At 63.2% G+C, this 18,530-nt stretch carries 19 protein-coding genes; 8 read left to right on the plus strand and 11 right to left on the minus strand.

Features of this window, described 5'->3' with window-relative positions; all coding sequences use genetic code 11:
- Positions 1–184: 184 nt before the first annotated feature.
- Both JQ641_RS13225 and JQ641_RS13230 read right to left on the minus strand, forming a co-directional pair.
- Positions 185–1,405, minus strand: coding sequence for a vanadium-dependent haloperoxidase (locus JQ641_RS13225; RefSeq protein WP_211996381.1), 1,221 nt, complete (start codon positions 1,403–1,405; stop codon positions 185–187).
- 138 nt (positions 1,406–1,543) lie between these two features.
- Entirely contained in the window at positions 1,544–1,798 is a 255-nt protein-coding gene (locus JQ641_RS13230; RefSeq protein ID WP_211996382.1) for a hypothetical protein, read from the minus strand.
- 510 nt (positions 1,799–2,308) lie between these two features.
- Here JQ641_RS13230 and JQ641_RS13235 point away from each other — a divergent pair.
- The 6 genes from JQ641_RS13235 (at position 2,309) to JQ641_RS13260 (ending at position 7,711) form a co-directional block, all read left to right on the plus strand.
- Positions 2,309–2,797: a peptidase associated/transthyretin-like domain-containing protein gene (locus JQ641_RS13235; protein ID WP_211996383.1), complete on the plus strand. Its 489-nt coding sequence runs from the start codon at positions 2,309–2,311 to the stop codon at positions 2,795–2,797.
- A 19-nt stretch (positions 2,798–2,816) separates the two neighbouring features.
- Positions 2,817–3,461: a ferric reductase-like transmembrane domain-containing protein gene (locus JQ641_RS13240; protein WP_211996384.1), complete on the plus strand. Its 645-nt coding sequence runs from the start codon at positions 2,817–2,819 to the stop codon at positions 3,459–3,461.
- A gap of 163 nt (positions 3,462–3,624) precedes the next feature.
- Positions 3,625–4,548: an aminotransferase class IV gene (locus JQ641_RS13245; RefSeq protein ID WP_211996385.1), complete on the plus strand. Its 924-nt coding sequence runs from the start codon at positions 3,625–3,627 to the stop codon at positions 4,546–4,548.
- 528 nt (positions 4,549–5,076) lie between these two features.
- A complete protein-coding gene (locus JQ641_RS13250; protein WP_192734282.1) occupies positions 5,077–5,280 on the plus strand; it encodes a cold-shock protein in 204 nt (67 codons plus the stop codon).
- 284 nt (positions 5,281–5,564) lie between these two features.
- Complete coding sequence (locus JQ641_RS13255; protein ID WP_211996386.1) at positions 5,565–6,770, plus strand: GNAT family N-acetyltransferase; 1,206 nt, start codon at positions 5,565–5,567, stop codon at positions 6,768–6,770.
- Entirely contained in the window at positions 6,767–7,711 is a 945-nt protein-coding gene (locus tag JQ641_RS13260; RefSeq protein WP_211996387.1) for a cupin-like domain-containing protein, read from the plus strand. The genes JQ641_RS13255 and JQ641_RS13260 overlap by 4 nt, the downstream gene beginning before the upstream one ends.
- 114 nt (positions 7,712–7,825) lie before the next feature.
- Here the strand turns inward: JQ641_RS13260 and JQ641_RS13265 are convergent, their stop codons facing one another.
- Together JQ641_RS13265 and JQ641_RS13270 are read right to left on the minus strand one after the other, a co-directional pair.
- The gene (locus tag JQ641_RS13265) at positions 7,826–8,497 is read right to left on the minus strand and encodes an NIPSNAP family protein (protein WP_249150389.1); all 672 of its coding nucleotides are present in this window, start codon (positions 8,495–8,497) and stop codon (positions 7,826–7,828) included.
- A 91-nt stretch (positions 8,498–8,588) separates the two neighbouring features.
- The gene (locus JQ641_RS13270; protein WP_211996389.1) at positions 8,589–9,254 is read right to left on the minus strand and encodes a DsbA family oxidoreductase; all 666 of its coding nucleotides are present in this window, start codon (positions 9,252–9,254) and stop codon (positions 8,589–8,591) included.
- Positions 9,255–9,415: 161 nt separating this feature from the next.
- On the opposite strand from JQ641_RS13270, the gene JQ641_RS13275 reads away from it, so the two are divergent.
- The gene (locus tag JQ641_RS13275; RefSeq protein WP_211996390.1) at positions 9,416–10,213 is read left to right on the plus strand and encodes a thioesterase family protein; all 798 of its coding nucleotides are present in this window, start codon (positions 9,416–9,418) and stop codon (positions 10,211–10,213) included.
- A 53-nt stretch (positions 10,214–10,266) separates the two neighbouring features.
- Here JQ641_RS13275 and JQ641_RS13280 read toward each other — a convergent pair whose 3' ends face one another.
- The 7 genes from JQ641_RS13280 to JQ641_RS13310 form a co-directional block, all read right to left on the minus strand.
- Positions 10,267–10,890, minus strand: coding sequence for an ABC transporter ATP-binding protein (locus tag JQ641_RS13280; RefSeq protein ID WP_249150411.1), 624 nt, complete (start codon positions 10,888–10,890; stop codon positions 10,267–10,269).
- Positions 10,891–10,963: 73 nt separating this feature from the next.
- Positions 10,964–11,698, minus strand: a complete 735-nt coding sequence (locus JQ641_RS13285) for an ABC transporter ATP-binding protein (protein ID WP_211996392.1) — start codon at positions 11,696–11,698, stop codon at positions 10,964–10,966.
- Positions 11,685–12,809: a branched-chain amino acid ABC transporter permease gene (locus JQ641_RS13290; RefSeq protein ID WP_211996393.1), complete on the minus strand. Its 1,125-nt coding sequence runs from the start codon at positions 12,807–12,809 to the stop codon at positions 11,685–11,687. The genes JQ641_RS13285 and JQ641_RS13290 overlap by 14 nt, the downstream gene beginning before the upstream one ends.
- Before the next feature lie 5 nt (positions 12,810–12,814).
- Positions 12,815–14,035, minus strand: coding sequence for a substrate-binding protein (locus JQ641_RS13295; RefSeq protein ID WP_192740307.1), 1,221 nt, complete (start codon positions 14,033–14,035; stop codon positions 12,815–12,817).
- Positions 14,036–14,038: 3 nt separating this feature from the next.
- Positions 14,039–14,896 (minus strand): branched-chain amino acid ABC transporter permease, encoded by an 858-nt coding sequence (locus JQ641_RS13300; protein ID WP_211996394.1) that lies wholly within the window; start codon positions 14,894–14,896, stop codon positions 14,039–14,041.
- 33 nt (positions 14,897–14,929) lie between these two features.
- Positions 14,930–16,444 (minus strand): amidase, encoded by a 1,515-nt coding sequence (locus tag JQ641_RS13305; protein ID WP_211996395.1) that lies wholly within the window; start codon positions 16,442–16,444, stop codon positions 14,930–14,932.
- Between the two features lie 144 nt (positions 16,445–16,588).
- Positions 16,589–17,725, minus strand: coding sequence for a substrate-binding domain-containing protein (locus tag JQ641_RS13310; protein WP_211996422.1), 1,137 nt, complete (start codon positions 17,723–17,725; stop codon positions 16,589–16,591).
- Between the two features lie 213 nt (positions 17,726–17,938).
- On the opposite strand from JQ641_RS13310, the gene JQ641_RS13315 reads away from it, so the two are divergent.
- On the plus strand, positions 17,939–18,376 hold the full coding sequence (locus JQ641_RS13315) for a MarR family winged helix-turn-helix transcriptional regulator (protein ID WP_211996396.1): 438 nt from the start codon (positions 17,939–17,941) through the stop codon (positions 18,374–18,376).
- The last annotated feature ends 154 nt before the right edge of the window (positions 18,377–18,530 follow it).

An 18,530-nucleotide genomic window follows, 5' to 3' on the forward strand; every position in this document is an offset into this window, starting at 1 on the left:
TCCGAACGACTACCCGGAATGATAGGCCTACGTTCGCACGCCGCAACGGAACTCGCGTATTAAGCTTGATACGCTCGCTCCGGGTTAATTCTGGAACCGGATGGGCTCGTGAACACGGAGAGCAACAACGCGCCGCCAGTAAGCGGGCGCCTTGAGATGGTCCCGAGCACCCCGAGCATGGGGCCTACCTCGTCGGCCTCATGTAGTTTGCCGCGAGATGATCAGCGACCTTGCGACCCATCGCATCTCCGACGTCCAGCGAATTGCGGAAATGAATACCGCCCCAGATGCGCACCTCTTTGTGCTCCTGGGCCAGTTGCGCAAAGTTGGTGAATTTGCGTGAAAGGCGGGCGTCGGAAATGTCGGTCGCGACAAATTCTTCCGTCCCGTTGCCGAAAACGGCTTCCAGAACGGTTCGCGCCGCCCCCGCGTTGATGCCCGCCTGCGACGGGTATTCCGGATGCATCGGCGTGGTGTTCAGAGGCTGCCAGCCGGCGTCGCGTTCAGTCGCATCGTTACTGTCCTGGTCGCCGTTGCGGATCGCGGTGATCGGCCGCCAAAAATTGTATTGGAATTTGGCGTCCCAATCGAGGATGAAGCAATTGGCAAGAGCCATCGACATCAGGGCGAACACTCGCGCACTTTCCGGCAGGGAGAGGTTATGACGAGCGGAAGCCTGCCCGGCAGCCTGGAACCAGGCGGGCCCAAGGTTGGCCTGTGTCCAGAAGCGCACGACGTCGGACTGCGCGTCGGTGCGCTTCGTGCTTTTCACTCCGCCCATTTCCCTGGTTTCGTTGTAATCGCGCGCATAAAGCGCACTGTTGAGGGCCGGGGGCGGACCCGGGCGGAACTGGCTCGCGCTTTCCATGCCCCAAGGCTTGGCCGTGGCATACTGAGGAAAGAGCGGCGGCGTGGTCGGTACCCACACGCCAGGCGTCGTAAGCGGACGATATGTGTCGGGCGTGTTTGTCGCGTCGCTCTGCCGTTCCGTGAAAACAGCGTCCGCAACTTTTACACCTAAATCAACACCCGCAGCCCGTGCGGGATTGTCCGGAATGGTTTTCATCGCTTCTGCGAAGGCCGCCTCAATCCGTTCCTTCTGGCCAGGATACTGGCGCATGAGGATTTCGCGTGCAGCCGCGGCGGCCGCGGCCTCCGCCGAAGCGTTCGGGTCAGTTGGAAGCTCTGGTATGTAGCGGGAATATCGGTTCTGCACCGAGTTGACCGCGTCAGACATGGATACATTCACCAGGGCCATGCTGCGCGTCCACGGATTACCGCTGACGTTGACCGCCTTCATCACGTCGACTGCCGTGTTGTTCCAGTCGCCGATGACGTCCGCGCGGACCGGCGTACTGGCTGAAATCAGGACCATGCCGACGATTGCAGATTTCAGTACGTTCATCATTGCCTCCCTCAAAAGGTTTGGAATTTCGAACGACTGCCAATGTGGTGTGAATGTACCTCCCTGCTCACCGCGCCGTGCACGCAGCCGGATACCCAATCGCCAAGGTCATTACAGATTTCGTCCGGCAGACCCCGATTATTGCAGCGGGACCTGGCGATCCGCGAGCGTGCGCTCAGGCGTGCTAGTTGCCGAAGTTGACATCGCGGACCAGCGATCGTCAAAACTCGCGGCCGGAAGCTCGTCGACCGCGAGGCCCTTCGGCATGGTTGTGCCGGCAGGGACGACAAAGCTGTTGGTCCAAACCGGGGACGACCTCATGGTGGCAGCGGTTGCGGCAACAGCGAGCAGAGCGACAGCGACGAACCCAGTAATCGTTCGATGCCTCGTCATCAGAACCTCCTGTGGTCCCAAAGCCCCTTAGTGTTGGGTCACGGGAACTTCGCGAAGGTTCAGCAGCAATGCGAAGCATTGCGAGAAGGTACAGATCGGACAACGAAGGTGTCCCACATTCAAATTGCCCCTGGCAGACGTCGGCGGCCGTGGCTGTGAACGCCTGCTTTATCCCCGTCAGCGGCCATCGTCAGCAAAATCGACTCGCGGTAGACCAAAGTGAAATGAGCAAGAAGACAGCGGCAGAAGCGCGCGCATTATCCCTTCCTCTGACCAGTCTCTCGGCGAACCTGGACGAATTCTGCGACCATCGGCGACCAGGAGCGAAAGACCAACACCCCGGACGCTGCTGAGTATGCCTCGTCAACGACGCTGGTTGAGCGGCCGGCACACCCGTTCACAACACTGTTATTGCGCCCTGTCGCGCGCTTCGCCTCCCTCAACTGGGCCTCTCGCGCTTGTTGTTGTACTCTGGGCGGAGCAACTGCACGGTCGCGAGGAGGAATTTGCATGAACACCTTCGTACTCAACCGCCGCAACCTCCTCGTCGCCGGTGGGTGCGTCCTGGCAACCGGGGTTTCCGGGCTGCTGTTGCCCGCCCGCGCAGAAGGCCTCGCACCGACCCCTTCGATGCCAGGCGGGGCCAACAACTACCTCAAGGGCGCGCCGACCGTGGATCGTATCGGCAAGGGTGGCTTCTGGATGACTGGCACCGTACGCCGCGCAGGCGACGGGGCCCCGCTTGCCGGGCAGCGCATCCAGATCTGGGCGCACACCACCGAAGGGCGGGAGGGAGATGAGCGTAGTCATGGGGCCACGCTCACCGACAAGAACGGGGCGTTCCGCCTCGAGATGCCGCAGATCGTTCCGATCTTTGGCCAGCCGCATGGTCACCTCGCCTATGACAGTGGTGAATTCAAAACCGTCTTTCTACGTCCCGTGATGCGCAGCGCCAAAGATACCAGCCTCGAGGCGCACTTCGTCCTTCAGCCGGCCTGATCGAGTTGGGAACGCGGGGATGAGATTGGCGAAGGTGACCCTGATCTGGGCCGCCCTTGCAGCAGCCATTTGCGTGCCGATCGCCGCTGCAGCAGCGAGCCCGCTGCTCGCGTGGCGCGATCCGGTCTACATCCTGGCCGGGTTCGCAGGGATTATTGCAATGGGTCTTGTGCTCGTTCAGCCTTTGCTGATTGGCGGATACTTACCGGGACTGTCGGCTTATCGTGGACGGCGTGCACATCACTGGATCGGAGGCGCGCTGGTTGTGGCGGTGGCGGTCCATGTCGGGGGCCTCTGGATCACCAGTCCCCCTGATATGATTGACGCCCTTCTGTTCTCATCGCCGACGCCGTTTTCCCCCTGGGGTGTGGTCGCCATGTGGGCCATCTTCGCCGTCGCAATCATAGCTGCACTTCGCCGGCGATTGGGACTGCGGGCGCGAACGTGGCGTGTCGTCCATATGCCCCTCGCGATTGTCATCGTCGTCGGGAGCGTGGTCCACGGCATACTGATCGAGGGGACGATGGAGACGATGTCGAAGGCCGCGCTTTGCGCGCTGGTCCTTGCGGCGACCATAAAAGTCATGGCTGACCTGCGGGTGCGGAGAAAACGAGGGACATCGTTTCGCCCAGAGAGCGTAGGGCGGATTGAGCCGAAGGCGTAATCCGCCTCACCGACTGCACCACAAGCGATTCCTTGTGCTAACCTGCGCCCGATGTCGGCGAGCGAAGCGTACCGCAGCACCGTCAACCGTGACGATTGGCAAAGATGGCGGATTACGCCTCCGGCTCAATCCGCCCTACCGACTACTGCCCGGAGACCCACCCATGACCACTGCCCCCTACCCCGATGGCGCCGGTTACGTCCGCGGACGCTATGTGCCGATATCAGAGGCGACGCTGCCGGTGACCGATTGGGGATTTACGCGCTCCGACGTCGTCTATGACGTCGTGCACGTGTTCAAGGGCGGCTTCTTCCGGCTCCGGGATCACCTCGACCGGTTCGAGCGCTCGATGGAAAAGCGCAGAATCCGTCCGCCGGAAGACCGCGCGGCGATCGAGGCGATCCTGCATCGCTGTGTCGCGCTAACCGGCCTCGCCGACGCCTATGTCGCGATGGTGGCCTCGCGCGGACGGCCGCGGGTGATGGGATCGCGCCGGCCGGCGGATTGCGAAAACCATTTGATCGCCTATGCGCTGCCCTGGATCGACGTCGTGCCGAAGGACGTGCAGGCGCGCGGCGCGCATGTTTTTGTCGCCTCGACGCCGCGGGTGCCCGATGCCTCGGTCGATCCCACGGTGAAGAACTATCAGTGGAACGATCTGACCTCCGGCCTGATGGAGGCGCACGATGCCGGTTTCGACACCGCCGTGCTGTGCGACGCGCAGGGTTTTCTCACGGAGGGACCGGGCTTCAACGTCTTCGTCGTCAGGGACGGAAGGGTGAGCACGCCCGACCGCGGCAGCCTGCGCGGGATCACGCGGCAATCGGTGCTGGACCTGTGCGCCGAACTCGGCATCGAGGCGGCGGTCGAGCCGATCCCGCGGTCGGCGCTCGACCACGCCGACGAGGTCTTTCTCGCCACCACCGCCGGCGGCGTCATGCCGGCGTCGCGCATCGGTGCGCGCATCCTCGGCAACGACCGCCCCGGGCCGATCTCGACGCGGCTCAAGGATGTTTATTGGAAGAAGCACGACGAGGGCTGGCACCACACGCCGGTCCGCTACCAGCTGGCCGAAGCGGGCGAATGAACGACGCGCGTAACCCAAATGAGTGATAGCGACATCCGGGTTCTTCCTCAGACCCGCATATCGCTATCGCTCATCCGGGCTACGCCTGCGCCCTCGGGCGGATGCTAACAAGGCAGGTAGGACGGTGGAGGAAAACGGAAACCGGGCCGCCATGGCATGGCAGACCCATCCGCACCTGCACTAACGCCCTGTCCCGCGCGCATGATGAGACGAGAGCGGCCACCTGCGATGCCGTCCAGTTCTCCGTCCGTCAGGTGGCTCTTTTCGCATATGAGACGATTCATCGCAGCGCTGTCGGTCATGGTTTCGTTCCATGGATTCGAAGAGCGGTAACCCTGCATGGAACCCGAACGATGATCGGTGACAGCGGTCATAGACGGGGGCATGGCCGACCACGGCAGCCTGGCCAAACCAGCTTTGGCCCTACCATGCCGCCCCGCCGGTTCGCCTCAACAGGTTTTCTTTCCTTGCGCAGGACCCTCGGACCGCCCTAGGTTGTCGGCCTCGATCAAAACAGGGAGTGCGGACGTGGCTACAGGTACTGTGAAGTGGTTCAACGCAACCAAGGGCTTCGGGTTTATCCAGCCCGACAGCGGCGGCAAGGATGTGTTCGTACATATCTCGGCGGTGGAAAAAGCCGGACTGAGTTCCCTGAATGAGGGCGCCAAGGTCAGCTACGAAGAAAAAGAAAACCGTGGCAAGACCTCCGCGGAAAATCTGAGAGTTGGCTAACGAAGATATTTCCCGCCGGTTCACGCCGGCGGGGCTACGTCCCCACTCCCGATCCGGGCCGTCAAAACAGCCGCTTGCCCGGCCGGATATGATTGAACGCTAATCCTCGCAGCGTCTGCCCGCGGCGGCATGCTGAATCAGCCGTTAACATAACCGCTCAAATCCGAGCGCGGCCCCACCGGCATTTTCCATTTCTCTACGCTAGCGTTGCTCCCAGAACGTGATGGAAGCAGGCGGCACCCTGTTGGTGCCGCTCTCGACATCGCGACCGGGGAAACGGGGAAGTGGCCGAGATTGCAGAGACATCGCTGGTCCGTCGTGCATCGCCAGGGGATGCCGCACGCACCCGCGCGCCGGTGACGCCTGCCGGTGCGCTGACGCCGCTGACCGACATCCCCGCCGCCCAATGGCGCGCGCTGTCGGAGCGCGTCGCCGAGCCCAACGGCTATTACCTCCCGGAATGGGAACTGGCGGTCAACGCTTCCGCGCGCGGACGCGTCGGTGCTTCTGCATTGAGTGCCTGGAGCGATGCTGGCGAGCTGACCGGCCTGATGCCGGTTATTTCGATGTGGCGCGCCTACAGGATTCCCCTGCCCGTTTGGGTCAGCGCCGATCCCTATGGCTCGCTGTCCACGCCGCTGCTGGGCGGCGACCATGCCGAACAGGCGGCAGAGCGCCTGCTGGACGGCGCGCGCAAGGCCGGCGCCCACGCGCTGATGCTGCGCGACATGTCGCTGGACGGCGCTGCGATGAAGGCTTTCACCGAAATGTTGGCCCGCGACGGTCTCACGCCGCGCGTGCTGCAATCGCATGTCCGCGCCGCCCTCGATGCCACCCTCGACCCCGACGAGTTGCTGCGCGAGGGGCTGGGACCGAAGAAACTCAAGGAATTGCGCCGGCAGCGCAACCGGCTCGGCGACCATGGCGAGGTGCATTTCGACATTGCGCGCACGCCCGCCGAGGTTACCGCCGCGCTCGAGACGTTCCTCAACCTGGAAGCCAGCGGCTGGAAAGCCAAGCGCGGCACGGCGCTGGTGCAGCATCCGGGCGATGCCGCCTTTATCCGCCGTGCCACTTGCGCGCTCGCGGCTACCGGCCAATGCGAGATCGTGACGTTGCGCGCCGGCGAGACGCCGGTGGCAGCAGCCATCGTGCTGCGGCATCAGGATCGTGCGTTTTATTTCAAGCTCGGCGTCGACGAACGTTTTTCGAAATTCTCGCCGGGCGTGCAGCTGACGCTCGACCTGACCCGGCATCTCTGCGCCGATCCTGCGATCCGCCTCGTCGATTCCACCGCCAATGCCGACCACCCCATGATCAATCCGATCTGGCGCGGACGGCTTGCGATCGGCGACGTGCTGTTTCCGCTGCGGCGCGGCGACGTGGTCGCAACACTGGCCCAAACCGCATTGACGCTGCGCAAGCTGGCCCGCGAGCCGGCGCGCCGCGCCATCCGCTTCATCAGGGAACGCCAGGAGAAATCCTCATGAATACCCAGACCGCCGTAGCACCGGTTATCACCGCCGATAACGACGCGCTGCGCCGCGCCTTTCCGCTAAAACCGTTCGCGATCCGCCACAAGCTGGCCGGCCATCCGCTTCTGATGCTGCCGCGCATCGCACAATTGGCTGCTGAGTTGCCGCGCGATCTGATCGAATACAATTCCGGCAAGGTCGCGATCAGCCAGGATCCCGACGCCATACCCTCGGTCGATCTCGATCCCGTGGAAGTGGTGAAGAGCATCGAGACCGCCGGCGCCTGGATGGTGCTCAAGCGCGTGGAGAATTCGCCGGAATATCGCCAGCTGCTGGAAGACACCCTGCTCTCGGTGGCGCGCGCCCGCGGCTTCAATAGCCTGGCGGACGCCGGCTTCGAGCAGCTCGAAGGCTTTCTGTTCGTGTCCTCGCCGAATTCGACCACGCCGTTCCATCTCGACAGCGAAGACAATTTCTTCGTGCACATCCACGGCGAAAAATTCTTCACCATCCTGGACAATACCGACCGCAGCATCGTCTCCGACGACGAGATCGAGCGCTCGATGACCAAGCACCGCAATCTGAAATATGACGAGAGCTTTGCCGCCCGCGGCAAGGAGTTTCATCTGTTCGCTGGCGACGGCTGCTACGTGCCGTATCAGTGGCCGCATTGGGTGCGGACCGCTGACTCTTTCTCGATTTCGATGGCCATTACCTGGAAGACGCGTGAGGTGCGCCGCCTCAACGACCTGCACTTCTTCAACTCGATGCTGCGCGGCGTTGGTATGCCGCAGCAGCCGCCCGGCAAGCAGCCGTTGCGCGACGCGCTCAAGCTCGCGTTCTATCGCGCGGTGACCACGGCGATCAAACCGCTCCGCGCCTCGATGGCGATGCGCCGCGTGCTCCGCCGCATCGCGCTGGGGAAGCGGGCGAATTACTATTTGAAAAAGGCGTAGAACCCTCAGCCGTCATGGCCGGGCTTGTCCCGGCCATCCACGACTTACTTGCCGTTACAGCGTTAAGACGTGGATGCCCGGGACAAGCCCGGGCATGACGGAGTATGCCTCACCTCACTTCAGCGGCGAGTGCGGTGCCGGCAGCATGATGGTCGAGTGCATCTCCTCGAGGAAGCCCGGCCCCTTGCCGAGGAATTCCTGCCAGGCCGGATCCTTCATGGTGTTGGCGCGTACTTCCGCGCGTGTGTTGAGATCGGGATAGGCCCAGATGTGGCAGGCCTCGTTGGGCTCGCCCGACTCGGTCTGCCAGAGGCCGACGATCTTTGAATATTTCTCGCGCGCCGGCAGCACGGCGGTGAACGCGTCGAGCCATTGCTTGAGGCCACCGGCCGGCTTGCCGCGATAGTTGCGCAGTTCATAGACATTGCCGGTCGAGGCCGGAGCCACCGGCGGCTTGATCGCATTCATCAGCCGGACATTCTGGCGCAACAGCAGCGGGCGGATCAGCGGGATGTACTCACTGGTCCAGCGCGGATTTTTGGAGAGCTCGGCGCGAAGGCGTCCGCGCTCCTCGAAACTGTTGTAGCTCCACATATGCAGGACCTGGTTGAGCGGCCCGATCTCGGTCATCCAGTAGCCTTCGAGCTTGCCGTAGTCGTTCTTGCGAATGTCCGCCGACACGGTGCTCGCCGCTTTCACCATGTCCCCGAGCGTGCCGGGCTTTACGGTGTAGGTCCTCAACTCATAGATCATGGCGTTTTCCCAGTTTGTTTTATCGATCGTCATGGCCGGGCTTGTCCCGGCCATCCACGAATTTCTTGTTGTGCCAGTCTAAGGACGTGGATGCCCGGGACAAGCCCGGGCATGACGAACTCAGCTATTCCGCCGCCTGCGCGTTGATCTCGCCCGACACCTGACGGATGGCGCGGGCGAGTTGGTCGGCGGGCTGGGCGCCCGAGATGGCGTATTTCTGCGCCAGCACGAAGGTCGGCACGCCGGAGATGCCCTTCTCGGACGCTTCCTGTGCCTGGCCCGAGATCAGCGCGACATCCTCGTCGGTGGCGAGGCGCTTGCGCACATCCTCGGCATCGAGGCCGATATCGGCGGCGGCCTGCACCAGCACGTCGACATCGGTGAGATCGCCGCCGTCGCGAAAGTACAATTCCATCAGGCGCTGCTTCATCTCGCCGGATTTGCCCTGGGCTTCCGCCCAATGGATCAGGCGATGGCAATCGGTGGTGTTGGGCTGGCGCTTTACCAGCTCGGGCCGGTAGGTCAGGCCTTCTTCGCCCGCGGCCGTGACGACGCGGCCGGCAATGCCCTTGTAGGCTTCGACCGAGCCGAACTTGGCGGTGAGATATTCGTCGCGGCTGATGCCCTCGCGCGGTACCCAGTTATTGAGGAAGAACGGCCGCCAGCGCACCTCGACCGGCACATCCGGCACCAGCGCCAGCGCGTTCTCGATCCGCCGCTTGCCGATATAGCACCAGGGGCAGACCACGTCGGAGACGATGTCGATCTTCAGCGGCTTTATGGTGCTCATGGGCGCGTCCTCGGGCTTCAAATGATGGCGGGAAAGTAAGCCGATTGAGGCCCGGGACAAGGGCCCGGACCGCATGCCGCCATTACATAACCTCCGCGGTTATTGTGGCCGCGGACCGGTCTTCGTAGAAATCGGGCAGCGATTCAACCGCGGAGCCCGATATGACCGCCATTTTCAAGCCGGAAGGCCCTCTCTTTCGCGCCACCGAACATGCCGGCGGGCCCTGGTCGCCGGATATGCTGCAGGGCAGCGCGACCACCGCGCTGATGACGCGCGAGGTCGAAAGGCTCGCCAACACATCCGGATTTGCCGTGCGCCGCCTCACCTTCGACCTGTGGCGGCCCGCGGGCTTGCGCGCCTTCGGCGTAGAGACCGAGATGCTGCGCGACGGCCGCAAGGCCAAGACCATCCAGGTGCGGCTGACGGACGGCGAAACCGAGATCGGCCGCAGTACGGCGCTATTGACGGCGCAAGGCAATGAGTCGCCCGCTGATCCGTTCTCGAAAGCTTTGGGCGACGACGCGCCGCCGGAATCCGGCACCCCGCCGCCGGCCTTTGCGCAGAAATGGAGCCGCTATTTCCAGAACGTTTCGGTGCGGCTGATTGAAGGCGCGCTGGAAAAGCCGGGACCCGCGGCGGCATGGATGCGGCTCGACGCCCCCATGGTCGAAGGCGAGACCAACACACCGCTGCTGCAGGCGGTGCAGGCCGCGGACTTTGCTAGCGGCGTCGGCCAGATCGTCGACATGCGCGAATGGACGTTCATCAATCCCGAGATCAGCCTGTATTTCTTCCGCCCGCCCGAGGGCGAATGGATCCTGATCCGCTCGCGCACCCGCGCCGGCGCCAATGGCGCGGGGCTGACCATGGCGACGCTCAGCGACCGCAAAGGCGCGTTCGCCGAAGTGCTGCAGGCGATGACGTTCGAGCGGCGGGAAGCCCAGGCTCAGGCGTCGTGATTTTGTCTTTAGTCATGGCCGGGCTTGTCCCGGGCATGACGACGTTCGGTGCTTCAAGGCGCCAGATACTGCAGCAGCCTCGGATCGTCGCGGACCTCCTGCGCCGATCCTGATAGCGCGACCCGGCCGCGGTCGAGCACGAAGGCGCGGTCCGCGACGCGGAGCGCGAGATCGAGATGCTGCTCGACGATCACGATCGCGATGTCTTTGGCCAGCAGGATCAGGCGCTCGGTGATTTCCTCGATCACGCCGATCCAGACGCCTTCGGTCGGCTCATCCAGCAACAACACCCGCGGGTTGGACAACAGCGCGCGGCCGATCGCGAGCATCTTGCGTTCGCCGCCGGACAAGGTGCCGGCGACCTGATCCATGCGCTGGCCGAGTTTTGGAAAAATCTCCAGCACGCGATTGACGGCCTGGCTGTCGCGGTTGGTCAATGCGCCGACGGCGAGATTGTCGCGCACCGACAGCCTGCCGAACACCGAGTGCTCCTGCGGGACGTAGCCAAGGCCGAGGCGAATGCGCTGTTCAGTCGGCAGCGCACCGACGCTGCGGCCATCGAGGCTGACAGCGCCGGAGAGCAACGGCAATTCGCCGACGATCGCCTTCATCAGCGTGGTCTTGCCGGCGCCGTTGCGGCCGAGAATGGCGACGCCGCCGCGCCACGGCACGGCCATGCTGACGCCGAACAGCACCTGGCTGCGGCCATAGCCGGCATCGATAGTCTGGATATTGAGATATCTGTCCTGGTCAGGCACGGCGAAGATAGACCTCCTGAACCCGGGCGCTCGACTGGATGTGCGCAACCGATCCGCAATCGAGCACGCTGCCCTGATCGAGCACGGTCAGCCGGTCGCAGATGTCCCTGATGAAATCGAGGTCGTGCTCGACGATGACGAGGGAGCATTTTTTCTTGATCGGCTGCAGGAGCTCGCCGGTCACCCGGCGTTCCTCGAGGCTCATGCCGCCGGTCGGTTCGTCCAGCAGCAGCAGCTTTGGCTCCGGCGCCAGCGCCATCGCGATCTCAAGCCATTGCTGCTGGCCGTGCGACAGCGCGGACGCCGGCTCCGCCGCGCGGTCGACCAGGCGGAATTGCTCGAGCATGGCCATCGCGCGATCGTGCAGCACCCCGCGGCTGCGCGAAAATACCAGGCTGGGCAGCGAGCACTGCGCCTGCAACGCCAGCAGGATATTGTCGTAGAGCGTGAGTGCCGGCAGCACGCTGGTGATCTGGAACTTCAGACTCATGCCGGCGCGCGCCCGCTCCGCCGGCGAGGCCTGCGAGATGTCGCGGCCGCCGAACGTCACCGTGCCCGACGTCGGGATTTCCGCGCCGGCGACGCACTTCATCAGCGTGCTCTTGCCCGAACCGTTGGGTCCGATCAGCCCGTGGAATTCGTTTTCGTAAACGGTGAGATCGGCGCCGTTCAGGGCCGTCAGCTCGCCGAAAATCTTGATCAGGCCGCGCGCTTCAAGAAGAGCCACGATCGCCCTCCTCCGGCAGCCGGCCGAAATTGCCGACACGCTCGCGCTCGCTCAGGATCAGGCTGACGAGGCCTGCGGGACGAAACAGGATGACCAGCAGCAGCAATACGCCAAGGATGATCGGCCAGATGTCCTGATAGGAGTTCGACAGCCAGAAACTGACCGCCTCGATCGCGACCGTGCCGATCACCGCGCCGATCAGCGTGCCGGAGCCGCCGAAAAGCACGTAGAGCACCACCTGCGTCGAGATCACCACGCCCAGCATGTTGGGCCAGACGAACCCTTCATGAAACGCATACAGACTGCCTGCGAGGCCCGCGACGGCGCCGGCAAAGGAAAAGATGATCGCCTTGAGCCGCTGCACCTGGTAGCCGAAGAAGGCGATCCGCTGCTCGTTCTCGCGCAAGCCTGCCAGCGCCAGACCGAATTGCGATCGCACCAGAAAACGGCACAGCAAATAGACCGCCAGAAGAATACCAAGCGTCAGGTAATAATAGACCGGCCCTTCCGTGATGTCGTAGCTGCCGAGCGACATCGGCGGGATCGAGGGAATGCCGTTCTGGCCGCCGAGATAATACCAGCCCCGCGCCACCCGGTCGGCCGCGTAGGAGCCCGTCAGCGTGCCCAGCGAAACAAAGATCACGCTGGACGGATGACGTCCGAGCAGCAGAAACCCGCCGAGCAGCAGCGCGAAAGTAAAACCGATCAAGAGCCCGGCCGGCAGCACGAGCAGGATCGACGTCACGCCGAGATCACGCGCGATCAGCGCCACGCCGTAACCTGCCGTGCCGAAGAACACGGCCTGCCCGAAACTCATGATGCCGGCATAGCCCCACACCAGATCGAACGAGAGCGCAAACAGGCACAGGATCAGGACCCGCGTGGCGTAGATCGTCAGATAGTCCTTAAGGACGAATGGCAGCAGTACGGCGATCGCCAGCACCACGATTTCAATGATCGGCAGCACTTGCCATCGGCGCTGGCGGCCGACGCGAAGCGGAAGCCGCAGCGGCGGCGGCGGTGTCGTCAAACCAGCAGATCCGCTCCCGACTTGGCAACGGCGGTCGTCCGCCGCTGCCCTTCGCTCTGCATCAGCATTCCCTATTGGCATTCCCTTTAGCATTCTTTGGGATCGACGAGGCCGGCGCTGCGCGCGACGATCTCATAATTGCCGCCCTTGGCAACCGCCGTGTACATCTTCATCTTGCAATGCCGCTTGCCGGGAACCATTTCCGCCGGCCCGCCGGGACCTTCGGCGATCTTGGCATGGTCCAGTGCCGCCGCGACCCCGTCGCGATCGATCTTGCCGGCCTCCTTGACCGCCGCCTCCCACAGTTTGAGGCCACGATAAGTCCCGGTCGCAGCACTACCCGCGGCGAACAGGAACGTGCCCGGGAACTGTTTTTCGTAGGCGGCATGGAGCTTGGCGCTGAACGGATCTTCCGGGGTGAGCGCCTTGAAGTAGTCGAGGCAGCTCGCAAGTCCCTCGATCTCGGCTGCCTGGTTGATGTTGAGCGTGTTCTCATCATAGTAGACGCAAGACAGCCGGCCGCCGTTCTTGAGGAATCCCGCCTCGTACAGCTGCTTGAAGAACGGCCCTACCCCCGGCGGGATCACGGTGTTGAACACCACGTCGACCTTGTTGGAGATGACCCGGTTCACCGTGGCGCTGAAGTCGATCTGGTCGAGCGGGTAATACTCTTCGAACACCACCTCGCCGCCATTGGCCTCGATCACCTTGCGGGCGTAGACATTCAGGGTGTGCGGCCAGACATAGTTGGCGCTCGGCAGTGCGAACCGCTTGCCGCCGTTCTTGATCAGCCAGGGAATGAATTCGTCGCACTGCTGCGCCGGCGTCGGGCCGGTGCAGAACAGATAGGGCGTGCATTCCTTGCCTTCATAGAGCTGCGGGTAGATGTAGAGCGTCTTGCCGCGCGCGACGATGACGTCCTTGATGGCGTTGCGCATCGAGCTGGTGATGCCGCCCAGCACCAGATCGACCTTGTCGCGCTGGATCAGTTTGCGGACGTTGCCGACCGCGACCGATTCATTCGAGGCGGTGTCCTCAATGAACAATTCCAGCGGCCGCCCAAGCAAGCCGCCGGAATCGTTGATTTCCTTGACCACCATTTTGGCGACGTTCGCATCCGCGTTGCCGGCGTAACCGATCGGGCCGGTCAGGTCGGTCGCGATGCCGACCTTGATCGGGGGCCCCGCCGCGTTGGCCCAGTCGGGACGAACGACCCAGCTGCCGACACCGGTGGCAATGGCGGTGCTGGCAAAGGCGAAGTTGGAGAGAAACCGCCTGCGGTTGAGATGGCTGCGTTCGCTGGACATGGACTAGACCCCTTTTCCTGAAATCAGGCCTTGCGGCCGAAACTTGATGAAGATGATGGCGAGAACGAACACGAGGACGTCGGCGATCACGGGCGGGATGATCCAGGGCAGCGCAGCGGCCAGCGTGCCGATCACGCCGGCGCCCGCGACCGGTCCCGCGAACGAGCCGACTCCGCCGACCATGACGGCGACAAAACCCTGGATCAGGAAGCGCAGGCCGAGATCGGCAAACAGCGAGAACACCGGCACGATCAGCGCCCCCGCAAGGCCTGCGAGCGCGGCGCCGAACGCAAACGTGGCGCCATAGATCGCGTTGGTCGAAATGCCGGAGGCGCGGGCGAGCGCGGGGTTTTCCAGCGACGCCCGGATGCGCAGTCCGAACGCGGTGCGCGCCAGCAGCAGATAGCTGCCGATCATCACCAGCGCCGTGATCAGGATGATGACCAGCCGCCAACTCGAAAAGTGCATGGTCCCGATATTGACCGAGCCGCCGAGCGGCTCCGGGACCGACAGATAGAGCCCGCCGATCAGGCCGCGGACGATTTCGCGGATGATGAGCCCGAGCGCGTATGTGCCCAGCATCGCCACGATCGGCGCTGCGTAAAATCGCCGGACGATGCTCCGCTCCAGCACAAACCCCAGCGCGCCGACGACGAAGGGAGCGGCGGCCATGCCGATCCAGACCGGCAACCCCGAACTGTGCACGATATAGGTGACGTAGGCACCGAGCAGGACGAACTCGCCCTGCGCGAAGTTGAAGATGCCCATCATGCTGGCGATGATCCCGAGGCCCAGCACGACCAGAACGACGATCGCGCCGAAACTCAGGATCTCGAACAGTGCGACGAACAGATTATCCATATGCCATCACCAGCGGCGTTGCGGCGTTCGGCTTTACATTTTCTTCCAGTCTCCCGCCTGCTCGAAGGCGTGCGCCGCGCGATAGATGGTCATTTCATCGAAGTGCCGGCCGACCAGCATCAGCCCGACCGGAAGGCCGTCGACCATGCCGCAGGGTATCGACATCGCCGGGTGGTGCGTGATGTCGAACGGCGCGGTGTTGGTGATCATCTCGAAGGCGCGCTGGCACACCTCCTCCCGGGAGGCGCCGGGCGCCGGCAACGGCGTCGCCTTCATCGGCGTAGTCGGCATCAGCAGCAGATCGTAATTCGCCAGCACCTTGTCATAGGCGGCGGTGATACGCCGCGAGATGTTGACGGACTTGCCGTAGTAGCGCGGCCCGAAATTATTGTTGACGTAGACGCCAAGCATCAGAAACAGTTTTGTCGTTTCCGACAGTGAGTCCGCCTGCCCGCGCCAGCCGCGGTGGAAATCCATCAGCGACGTCGAGTACAGATCCGAGCGACTGAGACCATAGCCGTCGCCGAACATCATGGTTTGGGCGATGCCTTCGGCGCCGATCGGCGTCCAGACCGCCGGTGCCACCATGTGCATCGGGATTGAAACCTGTTCGACTGTCGCGCCGAGGCTCGCCAGCCGCTTCGCCGCTTCCATCACGCTCCTGCTGACGTCGGCTTCGGCGCCGGCCTGTTCAAAACCTTCCTTGACGATGGCGATCTTCATGCCCTTGATGCCGGCGCCCAGCGCCTTGGTGTAGTTCTGCACCTCGGGCGACTTGATCCGGGGATCATAGCCGTCGTCACCGGCGATCACTTCGAGCAACAGAGCGTTGTCGGCGACGTTGGCGGTCATCGGCCCGGTGTGATCGACGAAGATCTCGATCGGCATGATGCCGGTATAGGGCACCAGGCCCCAGGTCGGCTTCATGCCGTAAGTGCCGCTGAAGGACGACGGCATCCGGATCGATCCACCCTGGTCGCCGCCGATCGCCATGTCGACTTCGCCGAGTGCGACCACGACCGCGCTGCCGGACGACGATCCGCCGGCGGAATAGCCCATCTTGTGCGGGTTGTGCACCGGACCGGTCGCATTGGTGTGGCTGCCGCCGGAGATGCAGAAGTTTTCGCAATGCACCTTGCCGGCAATCTCGGCGCCGGCATCGAGCATGCGCGTGACGATGGTGGCGTCGAAATCCGGCACATAGCCTTCGAGCGTCGCGGAGCCGTTCATCATGGGCACGCCGGCCAGCATGATGTTGTCCTTCAGCGCCACGACCTTGCCCTTCAGCTTGCCGCTGGCGGCGCCCTTGACGGTCGATTTGCGGTACCAGGCGTTGCGCGTATTTTCTTCAGGCGACGGGCGATAGCCAGGGGTCCGCGGGTACTTCACGATCGGGACTTCGTCCGCCATTGCGCCCACGGCGTTGTAGGCATCGACCGAACCCTGCATCAACCCACGGAAGGAAGCGACGTCCTCATCGGTCAAGGCCAGACCGCATTGGTCGGCAACCGCGCGCAGTTGATCGGGAGTAGGAAGCGCTACTGTCACGATGGATTCTCCTGTTTCTTTGACGGCTCGCGAAGGAAATTGCGAAGGGCCCCAACCCCATGCCCATCACTAGAAACGGAAATGTTTTCCTTTTCAAGTATTATTTTGCAACACCTCCTTTTGCGGAGCGTTACGCGTTGGCGATCAGAACTGTTTGATCAGCCGGAAGTCGAGCCCGTTGGCGGCTGCAAGATAGATCGGCATCCTGGCGCTGCCGCGGCGAATGCCGACGGTGCCTCGCGCGCCCTGATAGTCCACATTCGCAGCCGCCGAGAGCAGCGGCTTTCTCGCCAGCGATCCTGCGCGCGCTGCGACGGTTTCCAAAAACCGCAGGCCTTCATAGTTCGACTGCGCGATCGAGCCGATCGGCGGCGCGTGGCGGCCGAACGAGGCTTCGTATTGGCAGCGGAATGCGTCGTTCTCCCGCGACGCCTTGTCGATGAAATAGCCGGATGCGCAGAACAGGTTTTCGGTATTGTCGGCGCCGATCCCGAGCAGCACGGTCTCGTCCATCGCGCCAGCCAGACGCAGCATGCGGGAGCCGAGCCCCTGCTCGCCAAAGGTACGGTTGAAGACGACGCTGTCGGCGCCGATCAACGTGATCAGAACCACGTCGGGCTTCGCGGCCCGGATCCGCGCCAGCTGGTTGCCGTGATTATGCTCGCCGATCGGCACGAACTCTTCGCCGACGACCCGCCCGCCGGCGTCCGCGATGTATTTCTTGATCGCCTTGTGGGACAGCCATGGCCAGACATAGTCGCTGCCGATCAGGTACCAGTTGGCCGCCTGTTTGGTGTTGGCGAGCCACTCGATGGACGGGCGCCATTGCGCCCCCGGCGTCTCGCCGATGGCCATCACGCCGGGCGTCCGCTCGCCGCCCTCATAGACCGGCGTGTACAGGTATGGAATCTGTCCGGCGACGACCTTGCGCAGCGCCACCCTGACCGCGCTGATATGCGAGCCCATGATGAGATCGGCGTCTTCGGACGCGACGATGTCGGAAGCGGTGCGCGTCACGTCGTCGATATCGCCGCCGGTGTCGTGGAACGCGACTTCAATCTCGCGGCCGAGAATGCCGCCGCGGCGGTTGATCTCGGAAATCCCCAGCAGCGTACTGTTGATGGAGGCCGGGCCCCAGATTCCCGACGGACCGGACAGCCCGACAAAATTGGCAATCCGCAACTTCTTGCGGTCGCGGGGCGCCCGGAACGGGCCAAGCGCCGGCTCCGAGGTGCCCGTCCCCATCCCCGGAAACCCCTTGAGCAGCAGTTCCGGCGGCATCGGCGGCCCACCGAACTTTTCTAATTGCGGCAGCGAGAGCAATTCGCTCTCCTTTCAGCTTCTTTTAGTCCGGCGCCATCAGACTACCATCGGCAAGGTGATCGGCAACAAAAATCCTAGTGGAAAATATTGAATATTCAACGATTCCCGTGCATAGAGTTCAAGCAAGAGCGCTAAATATTCATCCAAAACTCCATTACGCAGTTCAAAGCCTTGGCCAAATCGCCCAGTAAACCCATCACCGAGCATCTCGCCTACCTGCTTGCGCAGGCCAACCGGGAGATCAATCGCCAGCTCGACGCGCGCTTCCGCAAGGAAGGCGTACCGGTCGAGCAGTGGCGCATCCTCAAGGTGTTGTCGGACGGCAAGGGCCACTCGATGGGTGAACTTGCCGAAGCGGTGCTGCTCAATCATCCGACGCTGACCAAGATGGTCGACCGGATGGTGTCGGATGCCCTCGTCTACCGCGTCCAGGATGCCGACGACCGGCGCAAGGTCTTGATGTTCTCCTCCGACCGCGGCAAGGCGCTGACCCAGCGCCTGAACTCGCTGGCGCTGAGCCAGGAGGCCTTCATCGCCGAGAATTACGGCAACAAGGCCACGGCGGATCTGAAGCGCCTGCTGGAAAGCCTGATCGAGAAGGCGAACTAATTCGCGCTCAAGCATGCTGATTTTCAGATCAAATCGGCACACGTCATCCTGAGAGCTTGTGACCCTATGATTTGCGAGCGCGGTATTTGGCGCGGTAGGGCGCTGGCGATCGGAGGCTGCTTTCAAGGTCGATGGTGTCAGGTCATTGGGCTTG

Source organism: Bradyrhizobium sp. JYMT SZCCT0180 (assembly GCF_018130165.1).
Lineage (GTDB): Bacteria > Pseudomonadota > Alphaproteobacteria > Rhizobiales > Xanthobacteraceae > Bradyrhizobium.